Origin of the sequence: Pseudomonas sp. RGM 3321, from assembly GCF_022836805.1 — a bacterium.
GTDB lineage: Bacteria > Pseudomonadota > Gammaproteobacteria > Pseudomonadales > Pseudomonadaceae > Aquipseudomonas.
Genome location: NZ_JALHBH010000120.1, coordinates 169,810 through 194,914, shown reverse-complemented (window position 1 = coordinate 194,914; position 25,105 = coordinate 169,810). Strand labels below are relative to the sequence as shown.

Sequence of the window (25,105 nt, the reverse complement as noted above, 5' to 3'; positions counted from 1 at the left end):
CCGATGAACTTCACTTCACTCGCCGCTGACCTGGTCATGCAGGATCTGGTCGATTGCCTGCTGGCTGAAGATTTCTTTGGCCGCGAGCCATTGAGCCTGCAGGACACCGCTCACTGGCAAGCGCGCCACCCGCAAGCCCCAAAACTTGAAGGGCAGAGCAGCACACAACAAATCTGGGAATGGTGCTGCGATGACTCGGAGCAGCGCTTCATCAGCGTCGCGCTGCGCCCAGGCATTACTCAACAATGGGAGAAAGTGCCCGGCACGCCGGTGCTGGGCCGTCAGGCTGAGCGCTGGACGCAGTTGTCCCCGGAAGAGTTCATGAAATGGGTGTTTGCCGGTAAAGCAACGCTGCTTCAGGACAGCGAGCGTCAGGACAATGAAAAGGGTATAGCGCTGTTTCTGGATGTATTGCGCATCAGTGTCTGGCAGACCGCGTTGTCGCTGGACCATAAAGTCGACGAGCACAACCTGATGGCACAGGACGGCGCTACGTTCTTCAGGACGATGGAGCAGTGGGCTTCGCTGCGTGATCGCCCATACCATCCACTGGCCAAAGCCAAGCAAGGGTTGAACGAGCAGGAATACCAACAGTATCAGGCCGAGTTTGCCCGGCCGGTGGCGCTGAACTGGGTCGCCGTCGACAAAACCTTGCTGCAATGCGGTGACGGAGTAGGGGATTTGAACGAATCTTTCCCTGCCCGCCACCTGCTGCCAGAGAATCTGCAAACTGTCCTCGAGCAGGAACTGCAACAGCGCGGCATTGCCAACAGTCACGTTGCGCTGCCGGTTCATCCTTGGCAATTCGAGCATGTTCTGCAGGTCCAGCTGGGCGATGCGTTCGCCAGGGGTGATTGCCAGCGTCTGGCCTTCAGCGAGGCCGCGGTATACGCCACCTCATCGCTGCGTTCGATGACGCCGTGCTTCGACAGCCCCGATTACCTCAAATTGCCCATGGCGATCTATTCGCTCGGCGCGTCCCGCTACCTGCCAGCAGTGAAAATGATCAATGGTGGGCTGAGTGAGAAACTGTTGCGTCAGGTTGTCGACAAGGATGAAACCCTGAGCCGCTCGCTGCACCTGTGCGATGAACGCAAATGGTGGGCGTTCATGCCACCCCAGGCCACTCTGTTCGACGAAGGCCCCCGGCATCTTTCGGCCATGGTGCGAGGCTATCCGGGAGCCTTGCTCGACGATCCGGACTGCCGCCTGCTGCCGATGGCGGCGCTGGGTACACCGTTGCCAGGCAGCAATCGGCACTTCTTCGATGAGTGGATGGACTATCGCGACCTACCGCGCAATCAGGCTTCGGTACTCACGCTGTTCCGCGAGCTGAGCCACAGTTTCTTCGACATCAACCTGCGCATGTTCCGCCTGGGCATGCTCGGCGAGGTGCATGGCCAGAACGCAGTCATGGTCTGGAAAGCCGGCGAAGCACAAGGACTGTTGTTGCGCGACCACGATTCGTTGCGTATTTTCGTGCCCTGGCTGGAGCGTAACGGCATGCGCGACCCGGAATATCGAATCAAAAAAGGCCATGCCAATACGCTTTATCATGACCGTCCTGAAGACCTGTTGTTCTGGCTGCAGACACTGGGCATTCAGGTAAACGTGCGGGCGATCATGGATACTCTGGCCCAGGTGTATGAGGTACCGATAACAGCGCTGTGGACGGTATTGCGCGATGTTCTGGATAATCTCATTACAACCATCGAATTTGACGACGAGGCGCGTGCCATGATCAGGCATCAACTGTTCGAAGCCCCCAACTGGCCTCAGAAACTCTTGCTTACACCCATGATCGAGCGCGCAGGCGGGCCGGGCAGCATGCCGTTCGGCAAGGGCGAGGTGGTCAACCCGTTCCACAGGTTGCGCCGTGCAACCTGACCAACCTTTGCATCCTTCGCGGCGCACGGTATTGCGCCTGTCATTGGGGTTACTGGCGCTGCCCGGCATTGCCTGGGCAGAGCCATTGCGCGCAATGCCACCAAGAGTCGTCACGCTGTTCCAGGGGGCGTCCGACAGCGCCGTGGCCCTGGGCGTGACGCCGTGCGGCGTGGTCGATTCCTGGAGCGAAAAACCGATGTACCGCTACCTGCGCCCGGCGCTGGCGGCGGTGCCGCATGTGGGCCTGGAAACCCAGCCTAGCCTTGAAGATATCGTGCTGCTCAAGCCCGACCTGATCGTCGCATCACGCTTTCGCCATCAACGCATCGCGCCGTTGCTTGAGCAGATCAGCCCCGTGCTGATGCTGGAAGAAGTGTTCGAATTCAAGCGCACCCTGGCAATGATGGGCGCTGCGATGCTGCGTCAACAGCAGGCAATGGACCTGCTTGGCCAATGGCAACAGCGTGTGACGGCGGTGCGCAGCCGGTTGCAGGAGAGGTTTGCCGGGCGCTGGCCGATCACCGTGTCGGTGCTCGACATTCGTGAAGATCATATCCGCAGCTATCTGCCCGCCAGCTTTGCAGGTTCGGTGCTTACCGAACTGGGCTTCGCCTGGACGCCCGCTGCCCGCGAAGCAACGGGCGTTTCCCTTAAACTCAGCAGCAAAGAGAGTTTGCCTGTGGTCGATGCCGACCTGTTTTTCATTTTTCAGCGCGCGGACAGCAAAGCCGCGCAGCAAAACTACGACAAGCTGGTCCGACACCCGTTCTGGCAACAGTTGCGCGCGGCGCAGGATGGCCAGGTATGGCGCGTGGATGCCGTTGCCTGGAGCCTGTCCGGCGGCATTCTGGGTGCCAACCGCATGCTCGATGAAATCGCTCGCGTGGCCATGGCGGATAGTCCCTCATGACGGCTGCGGTAAAACTGGGTCTGGGATTGTTGGTGTTGATAGCGTGCATGGGATTGAGCCTGGCAACCGGAGCCACCTGGATATCGCCCTCTGCGATTGTCCGAAGTGTGTGGCAGCCCGATGCGCTGAGCGCTATCGAGCATGTGCTGCTCGATACGCGCCTGACGCGTACCCTGATGGCCATCGCCGTGGGTTCCAGTCTGGCGGTTTCTGGCGCGCTGATGCAGGCTCTGACGCGTAACCCGCTGGCCTCGCCCGGCCTGTTCGGCATCAATGCCGGAGCGACGTTTTCGATCATTGCCTGTTCGTCGTTGTTTGCGCTTTCATCCATGAGCCAGTGGCTGTGGTGCGCGTTCATTGGCGCGGCGGTAGCAGGGACTATTGTCTGGGTAATCGGCAACCGCGGGCAGGGCAGTCTCAACCCATTGCGAATTGTGTTGGCCGGTGCGGCTATCACCGCGCTGTTTACCGCGTTCAGTCAAGCGTTGCTGGTGGTCAATCAGGACGGTCTGGACACGGTATTGTTCTGGCTGGCCGGTTCCTTGTCGGAACGCGATCGGGCCACCGCCGCGCCATTATTGGTGTGCGTGGTTGTGGCACTGGCCGGGTCGCTGGTGCTGGCCGGGCAGGTCAACGTGCTCAACACCGGAGAAGCCATCGCAACCGCACTAGGCCAGCGTACAGGGTTGATTCGCCTGCTGATGAGCATCGTGATCATTGCCCTGGCGGGTAGTGCCGTGGCGTTGGCCGGAAGCATTGGTTTCATCGGGCTGCTGGTGCCGCACATGGTACGCAAGACACTGTCCATCGATCATCGCTGGCTGCTGCCCGGCTGCGCGTTGCTGGGCGCAACGCTGTTGCTGCTGGCCGATACGCTGGCGCGGGTGGTGATCGTGCCTCAGGAAGTGCCGGTGGGCGTGATGACCGCACTGTTCGGCGCGCCGTTCTTTATTGCGCTGGTTCGCCGGGGGGCACGTTATGGATAGGCATCTGACCCTGCGCTACCGCGGTATTTCCAGGCAGTTCAGCCTGACTGCATTGATACGTCTGTTGATCGGCGCAACGCTGACATTGCTGATCGCTCTGGGCTCGCTGGCCGTGGGCAAAATCAACCTGTCGCCCGCGACCCTTTTGAATGTTTTTACCGGTCAGGCGGATGCAAGTCTGGTTTTCATCGTCGAACAACTGCGCATGCCCCGACTGGTGCTGGCAGCACTCGTCGGCGCGGCACTGGCGGTGTCCGGGCTGATCCTGCAAAGCATCATCCGCAATCCGCTGGCTTCGCCGGACCTGTTGGGTATCACTAGCGGTGCCAGCGCGGCGGCAGTGCTGTATCTGTCATTCTTCTCGGCTGCTTTGGGGGCGCAATTTCTGCCCTTGGCGGCGATCTGCGGTGCAGGCCTTGCCGCACTGGTCATCTATCTGCTGGCGTGGAATCAGGGCGCTTCACCATTGCGCATGGTGTTGATCGGAGTAGGGGTGTCGGCCCTGCTGGCAGCAGTGACGACGTTCGTTCTGGTGTTCAGCCCGCTGACCACTACCTTGTCGGCTTATGTCTGGCTGACCGGGAGCGTGTATGGTGCCAGTTGGCCAGAACCCCGCGCCCTGGCGGGCTGGCTGTTGCTGACTTTACCGCTGCTGGTGCTGCTCGCCCGCCAGGTGCGCATGCAGCAACTCGATGATGATCTGGCTCAAGGCATCGGTGTGCGCGTGCAATGGCTGCGCGCCGGGTTGCTGCTGGTGAGTGTTGCGCTTGCAGGTCTGGCGGTTGCGTGGGGCGGGGCGATTGCCTTTGTCGGCCTGATTGCGCCGCACATTGGCAAACGCCTGATGCCACCGGGGTTTACCGGGCAGGCGCTGATGGCGGCGCTGATCGGTGCCAACCTGGTAATGCTTGCCGACCTGGCCGGGCGCACACTGTTCCTGCCGCTGGACCTGCCCGCAGGGATTTTTGTCGCGGTGCTGGGCACACCGTTTTTTCTCTACTTATTGATCAACCAGCGGCATTAAGGAATTACGGATGGCGTCAATCGCAACCCACGACCTGACCCTGAGTTACCAGCGGCAGGTGATCATCGACAGCCTTGATCTGCAGTTGCCCGCAGGCCAGGTGAGCGTGCTGATCGGCAGTAACGGTTGCGGCAAAAGCACCTTGCTCAAATCCATGGCGCGTTTGCTCAAGCCCCAGCAGGGCACTGTGGTGCTCAACGGGGCCGATATCCACCAGAAATCCACTGCTACGGTCGCGCGTGAACTGGCGATTCTGCCGCAAATGCCAAGCGCGCCGGAAGGCATCAGCGTACGTCAGCTGGTGGCGCTGGGCCGTTATCCCTATCAGAACTGGATGCAGCAATGGTCCGTTCAGGATGAAGCCATGGTCGAACGGGCGCTGGCGCAGACCGGTATGCAGGAACTGGCCGAGCGGCCCGTTGATGCCCTGTCAGGCGGCCAGCGTCAGCGCGCGTGGATCGCCATGACGCTGGCCCAGGATACGGACATCGTATTGCTGGATGAGCCGACGACCTTTCTCGATCTGGCTCATCAGATCGAAGTGCTGGACTTGTTACGCGACCTCAATCGCCAGGAAGGCAAGACCATCGTCATGGTCCTGCATGATCTGAACCTGGCTTGTCGTTATGCCGATCATATGGTCGCCGTCCACGAGCGTACCGCCTTCGCCCAGGGGCGTCCGGCCGACATTCTCAGTGAAGCACTGGTCAAGCAGGTCTTCGGCCTTAATTGCCGGATCATCGCCGACCCGTTCTTTGGTACGCCGCTGTGCATTCCCTTTGGCCGGGAACTGCCGCAATGAGCCTGGCACAGGCTTTCAGCGAACCCGAATGGGCACTGCTGTCCGGGGCGTTGCGCCTTAAACACGCAGTTGACCGCGATACCCGCTCGTTGCCAGCCCGTGCGTTGCTGGACTACAACGTGTGCGAACAATTGCTTGCAGCATTGGGGCCGGTCATCGGCTCTCCGACGCAGGCGATCACTGCGTCGCTGCTGGCCAAGCGCTTTTCCTTCCTGAGCACCGGTGCCTGCCTTTACGCCATGTCGGTCTACGACAAGGGCTTGATCCTGTCACTGGACAACAGCGTGATCGAATACGCACACGATGAGGGCCTGTGGACCTCTTCAATGCCCTTGGACGACGTAACACCTGTGGGTTATGAATCGGGTACTCGCGAGGCGTGGCGGGAGGTGATTGTCGGAAACTTGTTCCGCGACCTGCTGCAGCCTCTATGGGAGACCTTCAACCGTATCACTGGCATTTCCCGGCGCATCCTCTGGGAAAACACTGCCGTACGTGTCTATTCGCTGTACGACAAACGTATGGAAAAGGTTGAAGACCCGGCGATTCGACAGCGCTATGAAGCCGATTTCGACTGGCTGCTGAATCAGGCCGACCCGGCGCTGTTCGGCCTGAACTACAACCCGTTGAAACACTTCCGCCGCCCACCGGTTTTGCTGGAGGCCGAAGGCAAAAGCATCCGTTTTCGGCGCACTTGCTGCTTCTATTACGACGCCAGCAACCCCGTCGAGTATTGCTCGACCTGCCCGTTATTGAGGCCAAAAAAATGTCGATGAACAAGCACATTGCACACCGCCAGCAACAGCTCAGCGACGCCGTGATAGAGCAATACCGGGGCATTGCCGCCTCTACCATCGGCCACCTGACCGACAGCGGCTATCTGCCAGGGATCAGACCGCTGTTCGACGGCGCGCGACTGGTCGGCAACGTGGTTACAGTCAAAGTAGAGCTGCCCGATGGCAGCATCCTGCGCAATGCATTGCTTAACAGCCTGCCTGGCGATGTTCTGGTCATTGAATGCGTCGGTGACGATCATTGCGCCTGCTGGGGCGAATTGCGTACCTTGGCCGCGCTCATCAAGGGCCTGGCTGGCGTAGTCATCTCAGGTGCGGTCACCGACGTCGCCGCCTTACGCGAACATCGTCTGCCGGTATTCAGTCGAGGTATCAGTGCGGTGACCACGCGAAGTCTGGGGGAACGTGGCGAACTCAATGGGCCAATCAATATCGGTGGGGTTGTCGTTAATCCGGGAGACATTGCCATTGGCGATGACGACGGAGTGTTTATCCTGAGTGCGCAGCAGGCGGGTGAGTTGTTGCCTGGGTTGCTGGCCAAGGAACAAGCGGACCATGAGAGACGCGAGGAGTTTTTGCGACGACTGGACAGGGATAAAGCACCTGCTGCCGGTCAGCACATTAATCCAGCAGAGACGCATTCTTGAGTAGATCAAATAGCCCTTCAGGTACAAGCGTAGATTCACGGGTAAAACTGGAACCAGAATGCCACGTGGCCTTGAAAGTTGCCCCGTCGCTTTCAAGGCCATCCAGCCAAGGCTTCTTATAGATTTCTGCGTCGTCAAATCTTGCATCGTAGACCTGGACGATCTCGTGCCCTCGCTTGCCCGCGCAGGTAAAAATGCTCTCCAACGTGCCAATCAACCGAACGTTGCTGATCGAAAAGCCCAGTTCCTCATACACTTCCCGGACGACGGCATCGATACTCCGTTCGCCAAATTCGATGCCTCCGCCAATAGGGCGAAAAAGCGTTTGCTTTGCAACGACGTCGTGGAATTCGTTGACCAGTATTTTTCCCTGGTGGTGAAAAACGCAAAGAGCGAGGGCCCGAATGCGCGATTCTGACATAAATAGGTCTCCTTGCCAGCGTTTTGCATGAGTCATACGCAGACGTTATCAGCTGGTTGTTCAGCTATTATTCAGGTGGAATAGCTGGCCGACAGCCAGCTTACAACTTAATTCCGTGCAAACTTAAAATTAATCGTCCTGTATTAACCGTTATCGTACGACTAAACCGGCAATCTGGATCCCAAATCAGACTTCGGAATTCATATCAGGATTTTCCGGCGTTTAGTTGGCGGGGGCGCTAAAGGTTTCGCTTCTATGACCGATGAAGGTGGCAAGCCCAAACTGTCCCGGATAGCCGCAATGTTTAACTCTCAGTTGAAAAAAACCAACAAGGCATTGGAGCGCCGCCTCGCCATGCTTGAACAAGCAGGGCAAATTCTGAATCTGGAGACAGTTGCCGCCGTTCTGGACGGGGCGGGTAAAGTGCAGTCAGTCAATGCCTTGTTCGAGACAGAGCTGAGCTATGCACAAGCCGAGATTGCCGGGCGCAGTCTTTCTGAATTGAGCCCGCCAGAGCTGAGCGGTGATGTTCACCAGAAGCGCGCCCTGGCGGCGATTCGGGACGGCAAACATTTCAGCGGCACCTTGCGCCTGGTCAGCAAAACAGGGGCCAGAGTGTGGCTGAGAACCGTGGTCGTTCCCTTTAAAAATGAAACCGGCGGTGTGGAGCAGATCACGCTTTACTCAAGCGTTTTGACGCGCACCATTGAAGCCTCTCGCGAGAACGAAGCCCTTGTAAACGCGCTGCAACGGTCCACCGCCGTTATTGACTTCACCCTCGATGGAATAGTTATCGCAGCCAATGACAACTTTCTGAAAGCAATGGGTTACGAGTTGCATCAGATAAAGGGAAAACATCACAAGATGTTTTGTTTGCCTGAAGAGTCTGCCTCTGACGCCTATACGCTGTTTTGGGAAAGGCTGCGTCGGGGTGAATTTATCGTTGATCGTTTCCGACGCGTCGACAAGTCCGGTCGTGATGTATGGCTGGAAGCGTCCTATAACCCGATTACCGACGCCAATGGCAAGCTCTATAAAATCGCCAAGTTTGCAACGGTCATTACTGAACAGGTTGAGCGTGAGAAAGCGGTCGCTGAAGCGTCGGAGATGGCCTATCAAACATCTATCGATACCGACGGCAGTGCACAGCAAGGCCGAAAAGTCATCAAGGACACCCTGCAGATGCTGGGCCAACTGACAATTTCGATGCAAGAGGCCACGCGCGGCATCGAGGCGCTGGACTCTCAAAGTCAGGTCATTGGAACGATCATAAAAACCATCAGTGGAATCGCCGAGCAAACCAACCTGCTTGCGTTGAACGCAGCTATTGAAGCCGCGAGGGCGGGCGAACAGGGCAGGGGGTTCGCGGTGGTGGCCGATGAGGTACGCCAGTTGGCCTCCCGCACGACCAAAGCGGCAGAAGAAATCGTAAACGTCGTGAAGACCAATCAGAGCCTTGCTTCAGATGCCGTGGGCGTGATTGTGCGCAGTACCGAGCAGGCTTCCGAGGCGCTGGTGCTGGCTAACGATGCAGATCGTGTCATGCAGGAGATCCAGCAAGGCGCCAACACAGTAGTTCGGGCCGTCAGTCGATTTGTCGATCAGCGCTCGAGTTAGTTGCAAACGGCGGAACACTATCGAGCCCGGTAGTGTTCCCGGTCATCATCCTGGCAAGGGACAATAGGGCGTAGCGAATGCCGGTAAGCGTGAAGTCTGGCGACCGCTGAACTGCTTGCAGTCGTACACCTGCCGTCATTCGAGCGTAGCGTTCATGTCATTCATCAGCAGTCCGCACATGGTTCGTAAATACCTTTACACCCTGTTGTGGCTTTACCTGTTTTCTATTTTTTTGTTGGCCATAGCGTGGGAATTCAAGCTTGAGTCCTTCGCCATGTACGCCATGAACTTACCGTATGATCAGGACTTCGAAGATGCCGAGCGTTGGCGTTTTGTATTGACGTCGACCGGGTTTGCGTTGCTGTCGATGGTCGTACCGTTCATTCTTTTGAAGCGCCTGATGCAACGCTTGCAAGACAGCTACAACGACTTGCTGAAGTCGCAGGCGCTCAGCGACTCTCTGGCCCGTCACGATCCCTTGTCCGGCCTGCTCAATCGGCGCGTGTTTCACGAGCAGCTGGTTGCGCGCCTGGAGCAGCCATCTTCGCAAACCGCCGTTTTCCTGATCGATCTGGATAAATTCAAGCAGATCAACGACACCCACGGGCATGCAGTAGGAGACGCGGCGATTTGCGCCGTTGCGGAAAGTCTGCGAGAGGCCACTGCAGGCTGGCAGGCTTCAGTGGGGCGACTGGGCGGGGACGAGTTCGGCCTGGCGGTCAGTGGTGACTTCAGTCAGGTTGAGCTGGCAACGCTGGCTGAAAGTGTGTTGGCTAAAATCGCAACGTCCAATGCGAATTTTCCGCGTTTAGCGCTTAGTGCGACCCTGGGCATTGCAATTGCGCCGTTGGACGGTTCGGATGCCGACGTCCTGCTGCAGCATGCCGACGGCGCCATGTACAGAGGCAAGAACGGCGGCCGCGCTACGTTTAACTTTTATGAAGTGAGTTTCGAGCGCGAACAACGCCAACAGGAGTTGTTCGCGCAGGAATTGAGGCAGGCTATTGAGGAAAAGCAGATCCAGCCGTTCTATCAGCCTATTGTCAATCTTCCGGAACAACGCCTCGCGGGGTTCGAACTATTGGCGCGATGGCTGCACCCCGAGCGCGGAATTATCATGCCGCTTGACTTCATACCCGTGGCAGAACAGCTGGGTCTAATCAAGCAACTCACTGAAAGTCTCCTGCTTCAGGCCTTCGATCAGGCGCGTGACTGGCCGAGCGACTTTACGCTGGCCATAAACGTCACTTCATTGATGATCGAAGACGCGGATTTTCCCGACTGGTTGGCACACGTGGCCAGCGAAGGTAACTTTCCACTGAGTCGGCTGGAAGTGGAGGTGACGGAAAATGCTCTTGTGGCCAATGTCGACAGTGCACGCCTGAACCTGGAGCGCTTGCGCGCTATGGGTGTGAGCGTAGCGCTGGACGATTTCGGTACTGGCTATTCAGGGCTTTATCATTTGACCAAACTGGCCATCGACAAGATAAAAATCGACAGATCGTTCTTTGACACAACCCTGGAGAACCAGAACGAGATGGTCAAGGCCATCCTTGCTCTGGGGAAAAGTCTGCGCATGAAAATCACCGCTGAGGGAGTGGAGCACGAGCAACTGGCAGACTGGTTAGCCTCCCATGAGTGCGATTTTGCTCAAGGTTACTTGTTCGGACGGCCCTTGCCTCTGGCGCAGGTGACTGCGCTGCTGGCAATGGCCGAGCCCTACGGGCCGGTAAGGGCGCGAGCCGCCAGTGCCGGGTAGCACGAACGTTGGGCGCACAGCATGTGGCGCCCCACTGATGGCAAGCTACGGCGCCCGCCGAAGCGTAATTTGGGTCAGCTCCGAAGACTGGCCAAGACGAATGGCAAATCCGGGCCAGAGTGCGGTGCCGTTGTTGACGTACAGCTGCATACCGCCGACATCATAAAACCCCGACACAAATCCCCCGTTGGCCATGGCCAGCAGGCGGTGAAGACCGAAGATCATTCCACCATGGGTATGGCCGGAAAGTTGTACAGCCACCCCTTTAGTCGCGGTTTCCCGCGCGTTTCTGGGTTGATGGTCGAGCAGGATGATCGGCGTGTCTTTTGCGATGCCTGCTATGGCTTTTTCAACGTCTGGCGCGGGGAAGCCGGTTTTGGGTGCGGTCACATCGGTGACCCCGGCCAGAGCGATCCTTGCGCCGTCGCGCTCGATCAGGGTGTGGCTGTTTGCGAGAGGCACCATCCCCAGCGAGACGAAGTGCTGCATCCACGCCTGGTTGTCGAAAAAGTATTCATGATTACCGGGTATGACATACACGCCATCCGGCGCCCGTAAATCGCGTAAAGCTTCGATATCCTGCTTCCTGTCGTTGAGCGAGCCGTCGATCAGGTCGCCGGTGATGACGATCAGATCCACTCCCAGCGCATTCGACTGCTGCACCACCGCCTGCGTCCACGGCGCGTCAAACAGGCGACTGATGTGCATGTCCGTCAGTTGCAATACCTTGTAGCCCTCGAATTGCACAGGCAGGTTTTTGATCGCGATCTGGATGTCTTTCACAGGCGGCACGCGCACGGCCTGCTGCACGCCGATTGCCGCCAGCACCAGGGACGCTACACCGATGACGTAGCGCAGATTGGCCGGAATGGTCAGTGTTTGTCGGCGCACCAGCATCGTCAGTAATGTGCCGATGTCGACGATGATTTGCAGTACCGCAAGCAACAGGATCGCGCCGAATGCCCAGTTGAACAGCATCACGATGTAGCGTGGAAATTCCGGCGAGAACACGCTGCCGGAGGAAAAACGGCAATACAGATGGTATTGCGAGGCAAGGACAAGCAGCACCGCAACGGCGATTTTCGCCGATAACGCCCAGGGCATCGGCCATAGGAATCGGGCGATGACGTACAGGCAGGGCATGCTGAACATGACATGAAACATTAACGTGCTCCGTTGGCGATATCGATGAAGTGGATAACTGCGTCAACGGCACGGGCAGTAATGAGGTCGATCTGGTCCTGCCGAACGCCGCCCGTTGCAGCGTATTGGGGAGCAGGGATGCTGGAGGTCATGGTGCCGAGGCGCAATGCCGATACGAGCAGACCGTGCCGCCAAGTTTCTTGCAACGCGCGCCAATTGTCGAGCTGACGTGCTTTTGCCAGCACTGCACGGCTCGAAACCGATATGAAACCATCGCTTGATTGCAACGCGACAGGCGTCGTTGCCAGATATATTCACTGACCGTACAACCCTGTTCCACCTGGAATGTCCTGTGCAGGCTGCGCACCGAACACTGTTCGACGCTGGCGATGCGCTCCACAGTCAGGTCCCGGTCGGCAAGGTGACGTTCAATATAGGCTTTGAGGCGATTCTGCTTGAACAGACGGAAGTCATCAGGCAGATGGCAGCCAGGGATTGTTTGCTGTCTATCGAGTCGAGTGCGTTCATCAAGCATCACCTTTACAAGAGTATCGCCCACCAAATATGGGCGGACACGGACATCGGTCAGAACGTGTGAACGTAACGAACCTGCACCATGTAATCCGCGCGCGAGCGGTTCTCGACGCCGGTCTCTTTGTAGGTATTCAGCCAGAACGCCTGCGGTTCGCTTATCTTCCAGAACAAGCCAGGTCCGATGCCGAGTACTTTTTCCCGGGAGTCACTCAAGCGGCTGCCGTTGACCTGATCATCCGATATCTGCCTGAAGTAGTAGCCGTTGATGCCGACGGAAACCTTGGGGAACACTTCATACGACGCGGTGAAGTTGGCCCACGCCGACTGGCCTGATTGCGTGTTGCGAACTGCCTGCCCGTCGAAAAACTGCTGCGAACTGCTCGCCGGGTCGTCGTTCTTGAAGTTGTACAGGTAGTTGAGACGCCAACTCATTTCCCAGCGCGGCGCAGGCATCCAGGTGGCTGCCCAGTAGGGGGTCAGCGAGAAATGGCATGAAGCTAAGCACCAGGCAGGCTGGCAAGGATATTTTCAGTGTCATCGGCGCGGCACTATTTTTGGAGTTGTGAGCAGAAGACTTCGCTTGGCACCTCGACTGTAATAACCGGGTTATCGCAATACTTGAGTGGAGCGGCCAGAGTTGACTGAGAGCGCCAGGATGGCGGAGAGAGTGCCCATAAATAAATATATGTATGGATGTATTACGCATCTTAATCGCAAAAAGCTATCTCTCAATTGACGCTGCAGCAGCGGCTCATGGTTACTGGACATCGCCCGCCAGATGGGCGCGGAAATTACCATCAATTATCGAACACACCCTGACTGGGCTGCGCAAGTCATGGCGCTCACCGATAATACTGGTGCGGACATCATCCTCGAAACCGGAGGCCAGGACACCCTGGGGCAATCCATCGCTGCCGCTGCCGTCAACGGACGTATCGCGGTCATTGGTGTGACTCCGGGGCAGCACTCTCCGATTCCCGATTATCTGTCCCTCATCCTGAAAATTGTAACCATCAGGGGCATTGCCGATGGTAGTCGCGCCATGTTTGTCGACCTCATACGCGCAATCGAGGCAAATGGGGTTGAAACCGTCGTTGCCAGGACGTTCAAATTCGCTGATGCACCCCAGGCCTATGCTTATTTTGCTGCGGCAAAGCATATTGGAAAGGTGTTGATCGAGTTTGAGCGCGACTGAGGGCAGGGCACAGGATCATCCGGAGAGTAGCAAAAGGCTTACACGATCTGGAGTGGATCCACTCTGTACGGCGCCATGGCGAAGGAGCAATCTACACCCATCAACTGCAAGCGCAGGAAGCGCTTCACAGGTCACGGATGATCACCATTGCCGGGATGGCTACCGACAGGATGTCGGAATGGTATTGATGGAAAAAACAACCCGCTTCGGCGGGTTTTTTTATTTCACGATGACTCCAACACCGAAATTCGCTGGACTATGCCGCAGCCCGATACAGCAGGTTTATCAATAACTTAGGCGAGTTCAACATATGCCGGTGCTTTCCGAAACCTGACCTGACTTCCGATCGCCTGACTCCTATCCGGCTCTTGGAATCGGGTCTTTCCGAGGAGTCATCATGGCTAAGATCAAACTCACCAAGTCCGCAGTCGATGCGGCACAACCCCAGGCGCAAGCCATCGAGCTGCGCGACACCCTCGTTCCCGGCTTCCTGTGCAAGATTACGCCGGCCGGTCGCAAGGTGTTCATGCTCCAGTACCGGACGAACGCGGGCGAGCGACGCAAGCCGGCCTTGGGCCTGTTCGGCGAATTGACCGTCGAACAGGCCCGCTCATTGGCACAGGAATGGCTGGCTCAGGTGCGCCGGGGCGGCGATCCTGCAGCGGACAAGGCCGAGGCGCGCCAGGCACCCACCGTTGAGGAGTTATGCAAGAAGTTCATGGAGGACTACTCCAGGAAGCGCAACAAGCCCAGCACCCGAGTCGGCTATCAAGGCGTCATCAACCGCTGCATCATCCCGTTGCTGGGCCGCAAAAAGGTTCACGACGTGAAGCGGCCGGACGTTGCCGGGCTGATGGAAAAGCTTTCATACAAGCAGACCGAGGCCAACAAGGCGTTCAGCATCCTGCGCAAGATGTTCAACATGGCGGAGGTGTGGGGCTATCGGCCAGACGGCACCAATCCTTGCCGCCACGTCCCGATGTTCCCTGCCGGTAAGTCCACCCACCTCATTAGCGACGAGGACATGGGCAAGCTGTTCCGGCAGCTCGACAAGATAGAGGCCGAAGGGCTTGAGAACTACGTCATCCCGCTGGCGATTCGCCTGCAATTCGAGTTCGCCGCCCGCCGGTCCGAAATCGTCACGCTCGAATGGGAATGGGTCGATCTGGAGAATCGGCGCGTCGTCTGGCCCGACAGCAAGACCGGCGGCATGTCCAAGCCCATGAGCGAGGAAGCCTACCGGCTGCTTTCGACGGCACCGAGGCAGGAAGGCAATCCCTATGTGCTGCCGTCGCCACGCCATCCGGGGCAGCATCTGACCACGGGCGAGTATTACGGCGGCTGGTGCCGCGCTCTCAAGGCGGGGGGCGCGACGCATGTGGGTACGCACGGCATCCGCCATCGTTCGGCGACCGACATTGCCAATTCAGGTATCCCGGTCAAGGTCGGCATGGCGTTGACGGCGCACAAGACCGTCGTGATGTTCATGCGCTATGTCCATACCGAGGACGATCCGGTGCGCGAGGCGGCCGAACTGGTGGCGAACCGGCGCAAGACGATCACCGGTGCCAAGCAACCGCCTGCGGAAGCGACAGCATGACCAGGCGCAGGGTATCCGCGCCTTCGCCCGCAGCGCCGGCGGTACTGTTGGGCGAGATTCGAGTGCTGATCGAGGCGGCGCGGCAGCGCGCCGCCTCGGCTGTGAATAGCGAACTGACGATGCTCTACTGGCGCATCGGCCAGCGCATCCACACGCAGGTCTTGGAGGGCCGGCGGGCCGATTACGGTGAGGAGGTTGTGTTGACGTTGGCGGCGCAGTTAGTGAAGGAGTATGGCAGCAGCTTTGCGGTCAAGAACCTGCGACGCATGATGCAGTTCGCCGCCACCTTTCCCGACGAGCAGATTGTCGTATCACTGATACGACAATTGAGCTGGACGCACTTCATCGCGCTGATCCCGCTGAAGGACCCGCTCCAGCGTGACTACTACGCGCAGATGGCGAGTGCCGAACGCTGGAGCGTGCGGACGTTGCGCGAGCGCATCGACTCTATGCTGTACGAGCGTACGGCATTGTCCCAAAAGCCGGGCGAGACGATCGTGCAAGAACTGGCGACGATTCGCAATGCGCAGCGCATGTCGCCCGCCCTGGTCATGCGCGACCCTTACATCCTCGACTTCCTGGGGCTGCGGGACACTTGGCAGGAAGGCGACTTAGAGGCGGCGATCATCCGCGAAATGGAGTCGTTCTTGCTGGAGCTTGGCGCGGGTTTCAGTTTCGTGGCCCGGCAGAAGCGCATCCAAATTGATGGCGACTACTTCCACCTCGACCTGCTGTTTTACAACCGCAAGCTGCGGCGGCTCGTGGCGGTGGAGTTGAAGGTCGGCGAGTTCAAGGCGGCCTACAAAGGGCAGATGGAGCTTTACCTTCGGTGGCTCGACAAGCACGAACGGGAGCCGGAGGAAGCCTCGCCGCTGGGGATCATCCTTTGCACCGGCAAGAAACGCGAGCAGATCGAATTGCTGGAACTGGACAAGTCAGGAATCCACGTTGCCGAGTACCTGACAGCCTTGCCGCCGAGGGGCGTGCTGGTGGAGCGGCTACAACAGGCAACTCAGCGGGCGCAGCTGCAGATGGAACAGCGAGAAACGGGCAACGATTAGCCCTGTCTCAAACAGCCCGGTTTCCCAGCGTGCCGCTCAAGCTATCTCGGCATCTCGCCTCCAATCTCCCACAACCATCCTAGCGGGATTCCTGATCTTTAGCAGGCCGATCATCTGCTGATGCAGCGGCTCAAGGTAGCTCTGGTACTGGTGGCGAAGTGCTCGTTGGGCTACTCAGGGCTGGAGAATCTACCGTTTGCCGAGCGTTGCCTGGCGTAAATCTGAAAAAGGAGGGGGACGGTGGAGCCCCCCTAATTACTACAAAATCATTCGATAACAATGATCGGATGACCTCGATCACGCGGCGACCCCGGAAAATTCGAGTAGCACACTCTCTTTCCAGGCGTGGCTGATGATTTTGACCGGCGAATTCAACTCTGGTTCGCAACGCTGTTTTTAAATTCCTCGGAGAAGACTTCGAGGGGCGTTTTGAATGCGAGTATCTTGCGTGGTCGATTGTAGAGACGTTGTTCGATGCATCGTAGGTGCTCGTCGGTGATGGTGCTGAAGTCGGTGTGTCGTGGCAAGTACTGCCGTGTGAGTCCATTGGCATTTTCGTTGCTGCCGCGTTGCCAGGGCGAGTACGGATCGGCAAAGTACACATCGGCCTGCAGCGCGGTGGCGATGAGCCGATGGTCGGCAAATTCCTTGCCGTTGTCTGCGGTCAGGGTATGCACGTGCTGGCGCAGCTTACCCAGGCGTTGGACGATGGCGTTACGCACGTTCTCGGCCGTGCCATCGGGCGAGTAGGCAAGCAGATGCAGGCGACTGCGGCGCTCGGTCATGCTGACCACCACTGCCTTGCCGTGCGAGGCGCGCAGGGTGTCCAACTCCCAATCGCCAATGCGGCGGCGCTGCTCCACAACGGCCGGACGTTCCTTCCAGCTGCGCCGATCCTTCAGTTGGCCACGGCCATCGCGGACGCCACGCCGACGCCGCTTGCGGCGGCGTTGGCGCAAGTGCCCGAACAGCTGACCACCACATCGCTGATCGGCATAAATGTGCCGATAGATCCATTCGTGACTGGCAAGGCCGGTGCGGCCGGCGATCTGTGCAGGACTGAAGTCTTCGGCCAACAAGGCCTCGATCTGCGCGATGCGCTCGGCACCGATGCGCGGACGCTGACTGGCCTGCGTGCGTCGCTGTTGGCTGGCGCGCTGCGCTTGCTCAGGGGTATACCGACCGCCATGCCGGTTGCGACGCAGTTCGCGGCTGATCGTGCTCGGCGCACGTCCCAACGTATCGGCGATCGCACGCAGCGACAGACTGGTTTCGTGCAGGGCGTGGAGACGGTATCGTTCCGACAGGTCCAGGCGACTGGATGACATGGGCAACTCCACTTGGCGGTGAAGTGGTTCAGGTCATGTCGCCTGGACCGCTTCACAACCCTTGGTGTTGCGATTGAGAGTTGAATTCGCCACCCATAAACGCTTTCTCGACTAAAAAAGGTCGTTACACCGTCGTCGCCGTCTATGAAGCCTCTATATCCATTTTGAATTAGGTTGGCCACACTTCCAACCTTTCTATCAACGCCGATAAAGCAAAGATTAGAAATTCTCGCGACAACATCATCAGCGGTAGGACGGTCCGCAATGTTGTACTGAAGGCAGTCTTCCACGAGGGCCTGTAACTGCTGCGCAAGAATCTTATATTGCGGGTTTGACGTCATGAAGTCCGGCCAAGGCTCTCTATTTTTATTCTGCACATTGACAGCAGCCTGGAGATAAACGCCGAAAGGAACTTTTCCGGTCATTATCTGGAACACATCGACGGCGCATCGGTGTATCCGCGCGAGCTGGTCAAGGAGGCGCTGCGGCTCAACGCGGCGGCAGTCATCGTTTCGCACAACCACCCGAGCGGCAATCCCGAGCCGAGCGGTGCCGACGGGGCACTGACCCAGCGACTCAAGGAGGCGCTGGGGCTGGTGGACGTGCGCGTGCTGGATCACATCATCGTTGCTGGCAACGCAACGGCATCGTTCGCAGAGCGTGGGCTGATCTAGCTCATGGGGCTTCGGCCCCTTTTTCTGCGCCTGCCGGCACAACTCTCGCCCTCGCTGGCTTGATGCTCAGGCCGTCGCAACCTGAATCATCTCATCGTAGTGTTTCTTGTCCACTTCCTCCAACCACTGAAAGATTTGACCGATGACGCTATGGCTCTCTCCAGCCAAGTTTTCTGTGGACTCCTCGGTTATCTCGATTACGTCGCTATGCGAATATTTGTTGATAAAGCGGTAGATTTTTTCCTTAAGCTCCGGTGTTGTGATGGTGCAGTCTTTCAGGCCCGCATCCATCAATTGACTGATGTCGCTTCTCCGCTTTGGATATTTGAAAGTGAAAAACGATTCAACGAGCTTGCGGGCAAGATTCGCCGTTAAGAATGCTTCATCTCGGTTAAGAGTCGTATGCGCCCTGTATTCATAGAGCTTCTTGAAGATATAGTGGTACTCCGAACCGTAGTTCTTCAGAGAGTCGTCGGCATCCACAAGTAGCGAGTGGCGAGGGGAGCCAGGTGGCGCATCCAGGCGATAAAAGAAGCAATTCTCGGGCTTGCCCTTGTTAGCACGGTTCCTATTTGTTCCAGTGAACCAGTCTCTCACTAGCTTGAAGTACGTGAAGTTGTGAGTCAGCACAAAAAGTTGCTTGGCTTCAGTGCACTGAGTTCTCAGGAACGAATAGGCATGAAACAGGTGATTTGAATCAAAGCTTGAGACCGGATCATCAACGACGACAATCGTGTCCTTGATGTTGTTTCCGTTTTCTTTGAGCTTTGTAATGAAGTAGACGAAGGCAATCGCAGTCTTCTCACCTTCGCTCAAATTCCCATCATGCTCACCCACGCCGTTTCTTATGATCTCATAGCCTTTCTTCTTCTGATTAAAGTTCAGGCAAAGCTCAGAGCGGCCGATGAAGCGATGCAAGATGTCATTGAACTCCTTCGCCCCAACCGTTTCATTTGAGAGCAGCGCCTCTATGGCTCCGACCTCTTGACCAAGTTTTTCAATTTCCTTGTGGTCATTCTTTGCTTCGGCCTCAAGGTCATTGCACTTCTTTTCGCTTCCAGCATAGTCAAACTCTTGCACCTCGGCCGCAGCAAAGTGAAGCTCCAGTGCGACCTTGCTTTTCGAGGTCTCAGATTTGAAGTTTGAAGTCTTATTATTGTGCTTTCCGACGAGCGCAGTAATCGACTTCAGGATGTCATTGAAATTTGTGACATCGTCTTCAATCACATCCGAGATCTGAATGTCTGTCTTTGCTGGGTCTGTGATCTTGGCCTTCAGAGCTTCCCGCCATCCTTCCATTTGCTGGTCGATCTTCTCAGCAGCAGATACGTATTCCTTCTGGATCTTCTCTGCCTCGACCGATAGTTCTTTATAAAACTCCGTCGCTGCGGGCAACTGATTGGCCGGAGCGCCTTGAGACTCAATCCAAGTTGCGGCGTTCTGAAGTCGGCTTTGAAACTCTGTGAACTCTTTACTGAAGTGGGCAGCAAGTGCCTCGGCACGAAGCTGGGTGAACGGAGAGCCGCAGAACTCGCAGGATTGAGAGTCGTGGTGTTTATGGATTTCCAAGCCTGTTTGAACCCAGTCACGGATGTCCGGGTTATCAGTCAGCCGCTGGACAGCTTGATTGACCGCCGTAGTCCCAATCAAATCTCTGATGCGGCCTGCCGCCTTCTTAAAGTAGTCAGGCTCAACGGCCGTTGAGGCGAAAGTGATGCTTGGAAGCTGATCTGGCTTGGCGGCATTCGTAAGGTCGATAACCTTCTCATCTGGAAGAACCGACTCAGCCTTGATAATGGTCTCGCCGTTACTCTGAATGAAGTTAGAGAGCTTACGGCGGTCGTAATTTAGGTAGTAGCTGTCGCTCGTATCAATCGCCTGAAGTCCTAGCTTCATTTTTCTAGCAGCATTGGTCAGAAATTTCTCAAGTGCCTCACGCTGCTTCTTGATATCGCTTTGCTTGTCGTCGTGAGCCTTCTTTTTAGACTGAAGTTCGCCCTTTAGCTTCTCCAGCTTCTGCAAGTCATCAATCTTCTCTTTCGCAATGAGAAGGATGCTTTTTACAGATTTGTCCCAATCAATATTCTCATGCACAAAGTGCTGATTGAAAACATGAATATTCAATTGGGATGACGGGAGTGTGGCTTCCGTAATTGTTGAGCCGTCCTCCAAAACGACTGAAAACTGGCCCGAACTGAATCGAGAAACCATCGAGCGAAGCTCAAAGCAAGAGAATAGATTCGATAGGGTAGATTTTCCTGTTCCGTTCCAGCCATAGACAAGGTTGTACCGGCCGAACTTCTGGATCTTCGTTCCATTGAAGTCGCTGAAGATACCGAATTGCTTGAGACGGTTAATGCAGACGATCATTTCGAGGACCTCCATGTTCTTGCTTTGGCAGCGTTTGCTTGCGAAACAAATGGTAAACGAAGAGTCCTCTTGCGTCTCCGCTTCGCGGATCGCGCTGCTCCAGGTTCGCTAGTCGCTCATCCCTAGTGGGACTGGCTTTGCCAGCCTTCCGCATCGTTGACGCCTACGGCCCGGCTTCCAGCTTCGGGCCTGCGCGCTTCGCTTGCGTGCGGTCGGCACACAGGGATGGCCGTTGCCTTGTCCAGCCGTCTCCCCTGACTTCATCACCTTACCCGCGACCGTAGCCCGCTCCCGTGTGTCGTCAAGGCGCGCAGGGCCGTGTCCTCGGCTGCGCCTGCGGGCCGCACCAACCCTGCGCTTGTTTCCTTGACGGCACACGTTCGCGCGCTCCTGACCGTCGCGGGCGATGAACTCAGGAAAGACGGTGGCAACAGGGCCAACCGGGTTCCTCGTGCCAACCGCACCAAACAGCCGAAAGGCTGGGCCTCCGAATCTAGGAATCCGGTGTGCGGTTTGAACAGCAAACCCTTTTCGTCAGGAGAAATGCCATGCACCTCACATCCCGATTCGCTTCCCGTTCCCCGTCGCTGCGCAGCGATTACCCGCTGTCCGACGATCAAATCCGCAAGGTCGCGCCGTCCATCTTCGCGGACGCCCCGCACGAAAGCCGTTCCGAGCGGTACGCCTATATCCCCACCGCCGCCGTGCTGACGGAGCTTCGCAAGGAAGGGTTCCAGCCCTTCATGGTGGCGCAGACCCGCGTGCGCAACGAAGACCGCCGCGACTTCACCAAGCACATGATCCGGCTGCGCCATGCCAACCAGATCAACGATGCAGAAGCCAATGAAATCGTCCTGCTGAACTCGCACGACGGCACCAGCAGCTATCAATTGCTGGCTGGCCTGCTGCGCTTTGTCTGCCAGAACGGATTGGTATTCGGCGACACCATGGCCGATGTACGCGTACCCCACAAGGGCGACGTGGCCGGGCACGTCATCGAAGGCGCTTATGAAGTGTTGAGCGGCTTCGACCGAGTGAAGGAATCCCGCGATGCCATGCGCGCCATCACCTTGAACGATGGCGAATCCGAAGTGTTCGCCCGTGCCGCGCTGACCCTCAAGTACGACGCCCACGACAAGCCCGCGCCCATCACGGAATCGCAAATCCTGATGCCGCGCCGCCACGACGACCGCCGCCCGGACTTGTGGAGCGTGTTTAACCGCACGCAAGAGAACCTGACCCAAGGCGGCCTGCGGGGGCGCAGCGTCAACGGACGCCGCCAGCAAACCCGCCCGGTGCAGGGCATCGACCAAAACATCCGCCTCAACCGTGCGCTTTGGCTGCTGGCCGATGGCCTGCGCCAGTTGAAAGCCTGAACCCCCACGCGGCAGGGGCAGGCAGCAGCCCTTGCCGCTTCTCTCGCTGCTGCATCCCTAACCGCAAGGAGTTATCACCATGAACGCCGTTACCCAAATCGAAACCCGAGCCATCGAAACCGCCGCGCCGCTGGAAGTGGCCGACCCGACCAAGAACCTGATTTTGGTTCCGCTCTCGCAGTTGCTGCCGCGCCGCTCCAAGCGCAACGCACGCAAGACCCCGCGCCTGTCCATTCCCGAACTGGCCGCGAGCGTCGCCCGCATCGGCCTGCTGCAAAACCTCGTCGTCATCCTCGCCGCCGATGGCGAGCAATACGAAGTGGTGGCCGGCGACCGCCGCCTGACCGCCTTGAAGCTGCTGGCGAAGAAGAAGCGCATTGCCGCCGACTTTGAGGTGCCTTGCCTGCTGGTGCCCGACGCTTCGGCCCGTACCGTCAGCCTCGCGGAAAACCTGCTGCGCGAGCAGATGCACCCGGCCGACCAGTTCGAGGCGTTCGCCGCGCTGGTCAAGGAAGGCCGGCCCATCGAGGACATTGCCGCCGACTTCGGCGTGTCCCCGCTGGTGGTGCAGCGCCGCTTGAAGCTGGCCAACGTCTCGCCGCGCCTGCTGGCCGACTACCGGGCCGCAGCCGTCACGCTGGAACAGTTGATGGCCCTGACCATAACCGACGACCACGCCGCGCAGGAAGCCGCGTTCTACGGTGCGCCCGAATGGCAGCGTGGCGCGTCCGCGTTGCGCGAACGCCTGACCGAGCGCGAAATCGACGCCACGCATCCGCTGGTGTGCTTCGCCGGGCTGGACGCCTACACGGCGGCGGGCGGTGGCATCTGCCGCGATCTGTTCGCGGAAGGCGATGCCGGAACCTACCTGACCGACGCCACGCTGCTGGAAACGCTGGTGCGCGGCAAGCTGGATGCGCTGGCCGGGGACGTGCGCGCCGAGGGTTGGGCGTGGGTCGAAGCCGTGCCGCACATGAGCTATGCAGAGCGGCAGGCGTTCCAGAACGCACCGCGCCAGCGCCGCGAACCGAGCGCCCGCGAAGCCCGCCGCATCGCATCGCTGCAAACCCGCCTCGACAAGATCGACGCCGAACTGGAAGAAGCGTACGACGCCGAGGACGAAGACAAGACCGAAGCGCTGGAACCGCGCCGCGAACAGGTCGCCGGGGAACTGCAAGCCGTGGAGGAAGCCTTGCAGGGCTACGCCCCGGACGTGCGTGCCGTGGCCGGTGCCATCGTCACCCTCGACCGCAGCGGCGAAGCCGTGATTCATCGCGGGCTGCTGCGCGAAGCCGAAGCCAAGGCGCTGCGCACGCTGGAACGCTTGCGGCAGGGTTTCGGCAGCGCGGAAGGCGAAGCCGGGAACGACGACGAAGGCGAGGCCGCCGAGCAACCCAAGGCCGCGAGCCTGTCCGACCGGCTGGCGCAGCGTTTGAGCGCGCATCGCACCGCCGCGCTGCAAATCGAAGTGGCCCGGCATCCGCAAGTCGCGCTGGCCGCGCTGGTGCATGGCATGGTGCAGACCGTCTTGCAGGACAGCCACTACCGCCACGACTTGCCGCTGGGCGTCAGCCTGAAAGTGCAAGACCGGCTGGAAGGCATGGCCCCCGACTGGCCCGAATCGCGCGCCGCCGTGGCCCTGCGCGAGTTGCAGCGGGTCGCGGGCGAAGCGCTGCCGCAGGACAGCGCCGAACTGTTCGCCGCGCTGCTGGCGATGGAGCAAGGCGAACTGGTGCGGTTGCTGGCGGTATGCGTGGCGGAGACCGTGGACGTGGTGACGCCTCGCGCCACGGCGCACCAGCCGGGCGCGGAACTGGCGCAGGCCGTGGGGCTGGACATGGCCGCATGGTGGCAGCCCACCGCAGACGGGTATTTCCAGCATGTGCCGAAGGCCGCGATTCTGGAAGCCGTGGGCGAGTTCGCACCGTCGCACGCTGCCCGACTGGCGAAGTTGAAGAAGGCCGACATTGCCAGCGAAGCCGAACGGCTGGCCGATGGTACGGGCTGGATGCCCGCCATCTTCAAGACCGAAGGCCCGGAAGCTACGCCGGAGGAAACGCAGACGCAGGACGCCCCGGAGGATGCCGAGGCAATGGCGGATGAACCCGCCGAGGCACTGGCCGCTTGACCCGCGCCGAAGGCAAGCGCCCCGGCCTCAACCGGGGCGCTTCGCTTGAAGGAGAAGCCCCCATGACCCGCACCACCAGCCGCCCACGCATGGCGGCGACCTATGCGCCCGGCACGGTACGCGCCCGCCGCTGGCACGGCGAAGGCGACGTGCGTGGCTACCGTCCGTCCCCCGGCTGGACAGCCTGCGCCGACCTGACCGACTTGCATCCCATCACGGGCCGCGCCTTGCCGCGTGCCGTGTGGTGGATCATCGAGACCAAGGAATAACGAGCAGCGTCCAGAGCAAAATCGCCACGTCGCCGCCTTCGACCAGGCGGCGACGTGGCGGACGTGCAAGTGCCTTGCACGCGGTACAGCCATCGGCGCCCGCTGGCGCGGGCAAGGTTTCGATGGCGCCCCGCCGCAATGGGCGGGGCTTGTGAGGCTACGCCCCGGCTTGCTGCGGCAGGTTGTGCCAAAGCGTGCCGTCCTCGACGCTGGCGGTTCGCGCCTGTACGTCACGAAGGACGGTTCACCGACACGCCACCCGGCTTCGCTATGGAGCATCCACGCCACGCCTCAAGCCCGTCGTCGCAATCTGCGGCAAGGAGCGTTCTCGCTCGTCGTTGGGGTATTGGCCTTGCCCGCGTCAGGGCGCAAGCCAGTGAAGCCGTCATGCGGGGATGCCGAGTCGGCCACGTCTCCATTCGGGAGCGGGCGGCCGGTGCGTCCTTGGCTTGTCGTGAATCCTGGCGAGGGAACGGCTGTGCCTTGGGCTTCATGGCCGCAACCTTCCAGGCTCTCCACGGTGTTGCGACCGCTGCGCGGTGCGGCCAGCCCATCCCCCGCCGGCCGGATCACAACAAGG

General features: G+C 58.8%; 21 protein-coding genes and 2 pseudogenes. 16 read left to right on the top strand and 7 right to left on the bottom strand.

Features of this window, described 5'->3' with window-relative positions:
• Positions 1-3 precede the first annotated feature (3 nt).
• Genes RGM3321_RS24585 through RGM3321_RS24555 form a run of 7 tightly spaced genes read left to right on the top strand, consistent with a single transcriptional unit; the run spans position 4 to position 7,050 of the window.
• Positions 4-1,887, top strand: coding sequence for an IucA/IucC family protein (locus RGM3321_RS24585; RefSeq protein WP_244395200.1), 1,884 nt, complete (start codon positions 4-6; stop codon positions 1,885-1,887).
• Entirely contained in the window at positions 1,877-2,797 is a 921-nt protein-coding gene (locus RGM3321_RS24580) for an iron-siderophore ABC transporter substrate-binding protein (protein ID WP_244395199.1), read from the top strand. Before RGM3321_RS24585 ends, RGM3321_RS24580 begins: the two co-directional genes overlap by 11 nt.
• Complete coding sequence (locus tag RGM3321_RS24575) at positions 2,794-3,783, top strand: iron ABC transporter permease (RefSeq protein WP_244395198.1); 990 nt, start codon at positions 2,794-2,796, stop codon at positions 3,781-3,783. The genes RGM3321_RS24580 and RGM3321_RS24575 overlap by 4 nt, the downstream gene beginning before the upstream one ends.
• The gene (locus tag RGM3321_RS24570) at positions 3,776-4,807 is read left to right on the top strand and encodes an iron ABC transporter permease (protein ID WP_244395197.1); all 1,032 of its coding nucleotides are present in this window, start codon (positions 3,776-3,778) and stop codon (positions 4,805-4,807) included. Before RGM3321_RS24575 ends, RGM3321_RS24570 begins: the two co-directional genes overlap by 8 nt.
• 10 nt (positions 4,808-4,817) lie before the next feature.
• Entirely contained in the window at positions 4,818-5,609 is a 792-nt protein-coding gene (locus RGM3321_RS24565) for an ABC transporter ATP-binding protein (protein ID WP_244395196.1), read from the top strand.
• On the top strand, positions 5,606-6,385 hold the full coding sequence (locus tag RGM3321_RS24560) for an IucA/IucC family C-terminal-domain containing protein (RefSeq protein ID WP_244395195.1): 780 nt from the start codon (positions 5,606-5,608) through the stop codon (positions 6,383-6,385). Before RGM3321_RS24565 ends, RGM3321_RS24560 begins: the two co-directional genes overlap by 4 nt.
• Entirely contained in the window at positions 6,382-7,050 is a 669-nt protein-coding gene (locus tag RGM3321_RS24555; protein ID WP_244395194.1) for an RraA family protein, read from the top strand. Before RGM3321_RS24560 ends, RGM3321_RS24555 begins: the two co-directional genes overlap by 4 nt.
• Here RGM3321_RS24555 and RGM3321_RS24550 read toward each other — a convergent pair.
• Entirely contained in the window at positions 7,025-7,471 is a 447-nt protein-coding gene (locus RGM3321_RS24550) for an NUDIX hydrolase (protein ID WP_244395193.1), read from the bottom strand. The two genes, RGM3321_RS24555 and RGM3321_RS24550, sit on opposite strands and share 26 nt — an antisense overlap.
• A 255-nt stretch (positions 7,472-7,726) precedes the next feature.
• Here RGM3321_RS24550 and RGM3321_RS28420 point away from each other — a divergent pair, with 255 nt between their 5' ends.
• Entirely contained in the window at positions 7,727-9,088 is a 1,362-nt protein-coding gene (locus tag RGM3321_RS28420) for a PAS domain-containing methyl-accepting chemotaxis protein (protein ID WP_279614117.1), read from the top strand.
• A 154-nt stretch (positions 9,089-9,242) separates the two neighbouring features.
• Complete coding sequence (locus tag RGM3321_RS24535) at positions 9,243-10,847, top strand: EAL domain-containing protein (RefSeq protein ID WP_244395192.1); 1,605 nt, start codon at positions 9,243-9,245, stop codon at positions 10,845-10,847.
• A gap of 45 nt (positions 10,848-10,892) precedes the next feature.
• Here RGM3321_RS24535 and RGM3321_RS24530 read toward each other — a convergent pair whose 3' ends face one another.
• The 4 genes and pseudogenes from RGM3321_RS24530 to RGM3321_RS24515 form a co-directional block, all read right to left on the bottom strand.
• Complete coding sequence (locus RGM3321_RS24530) at positions 10,893-12,011, bottom strand: metallophosphoesterase (RefSeq protein ID WP_244395191.1); 1,119 nt, start codon at positions 12,009-12,011, stop codon at positions 10,893-10,895.
• Positions 12,011-12,235 carry a hypothetical protein gene (locus tag RGM3321_RS24525; protein WP_244395190.1) on the bottom strand — a complete coding sequence of 75 codons (225 nt, stop codon included), beginning with the start codon at positions 12,233-12,235 and terminating at the stop codon, positions 12,011-12,013. The genes RGM3321_RS24530 and RGM3321_RS24525 overlap by 1 nt, the downstream gene beginning before the upstream one ends.
• A gap of 38 nt (positions 12,236-12,273) precedes the next feature.
• A pseudogene (locus RGM3321_RS24520) lies at positions 12,274-12,615 on the bottom strand (AraC family transcriptional regulator); the annotation flags it as partial.
• Positions 12,576-13,013: pseudogene (locus RGM3321_RS24515) on the bottom strand (transporter); the annotation flags it as partial. The pseudogenes RGM3321_RS24520 and RGM3321_RS24515, both read right to left, overlap by 40 nt.
• A gap of 271 nt (positions 13,014-13,284) precedes the next feature.
• Here RGM3321_RS24515 and RGM3321_RS24510 point away from each other — a divergent pair.
• From RGM3321_RS24510 to RGM3321_RS24500, 3 genes are all read left to right on the top strand, one after another.
• On the top strand, positions 13,285-13,719 hold the full coding sequence (locus RGM3321_RS24510) for a zinc-binding dehydrogenase (RefSeq protein WP_279614126.1): 435 nt from the start codon (positions 13,285-13,287) through the stop codon (positions 13,717-13,719).
• A gap of 397 nt (positions 13,720-14,116) precedes the next feature.
• Positions 14,117-15,319: a site-specific integrase gene (locus RGM3321_RS24505; RefSeq protein WP_203320840.1), complete on the top strand. Its 1,203-nt coding sequence runs from the start codon at positions 14,117-14,119 to the stop codon at positions 15,317-15,319.
• Positions 15,316-16,380, top strand: a complete 1,065-nt coding sequence (locus RGM3321_RS24500; protein WP_244395188.1) for a PDDEXK nuclease domain-containing protein — start codon at positions 15,316-15,318, stop codon at positions 16,378-16,380. Before RGM3321_RS24505 ends, RGM3321_RS24500 begins: the two co-directional genes overlap by 4 nt.
• A 371-nt stretch (positions 16,381-16,751) precedes the next feature.
• On the opposite strand, the gene RGM3321_RS24495 is transcribed toward RGM3321_RS24500, so the two are convergent.
• On the bottom strand, positions 16,752-17,708 hold the full coding sequence (locus RGM3321_RS24495; protein WP_244395187.1) for an IS30 family transposase: 957 nt from the start codon (positions 17,706-17,708) through the stop codon (positions 16,752-16,754).
• A gap of 377 nt (positions 17,709-18,085) precedes the next feature.
• Here RGM3321_RS24495 and RGM3321_RS24490 point away from each other — a divergent pair, with 377 nt between their 5' ends.
• Positions 18,086-18,382 carry a JAB domain-containing protein gene (locus RGM3321_RS24490; protein ID WP_347880983.1) on the top strand — a complete coding sequence of 99 codons (297 nt, stop codon included), beginning with the start codon at positions 18,086-18,088 and terminating at the stop codon, positions 18,380-18,382.
• A gap of 66 nt (positions 18,383-18,448) precedes the next feature.
• On the opposite strand, the gene RGM3321_RS24485 is transcribed toward RGM3321_RS24490, so the two are convergent.
• The gene (locus RGM3321_RS24485; protein WP_244395186.1) at positions 18,449-20,752 is read right to left on the bottom strand and encodes an AAA family ATPase; all 2,304 of its coding nucleotides are present in this window, start codon (positions 20,750-20,752) and stop codon (positions 18,449-18,451) included.
• 548 nt (positions 20,753-21,300) lie between these two features.
• Here RGM3321_RS24485 and RGM3321_RS24480 point away from each other — a divergent pair.
• The 3 genes from RGM3321_RS24480 to RGM3321_RS24470 all read left to right on the top strand — a co-directional run bounded on the left by RGM3321_RS24480 (position 21,301) and on the right by RGM3321_RS24470 (position 24,525).
• Entirely contained in the window at positions 21,301-22,128 is an 828-nt protein-coding gene (locus RGM3321_RS24480) for a DUF932 domain-containing protein (RefSeq protein WP_244395185.1), read from the top strand.
• A gap of 79 nt (positions 22,129-22,207) precedes the next feature.
• Complete coding sequence (locus tag RGM3321_RS24475) at positions 22,208-24,256, top strand: ParB/RepB/Spo0J family partition protein (protein WP_244395184.1); 2,049 nt, start codon at positions 22,208-22,210, stop codon at positions 24,254-24,256.
• Positions 24,257-24,318: 62 nt separating this feature from the next.
• Entirely contained in the window at positions 24,319-24,525 is a 207-nt protein-coding gene (locus RGM3321_RS24470) for a hypothetical protein (protein ID WP_244395183.1), read from the top strand.
• The last annotated feature ends 580 nt before the right edge of the window (positions 24,526-25,105 follow it).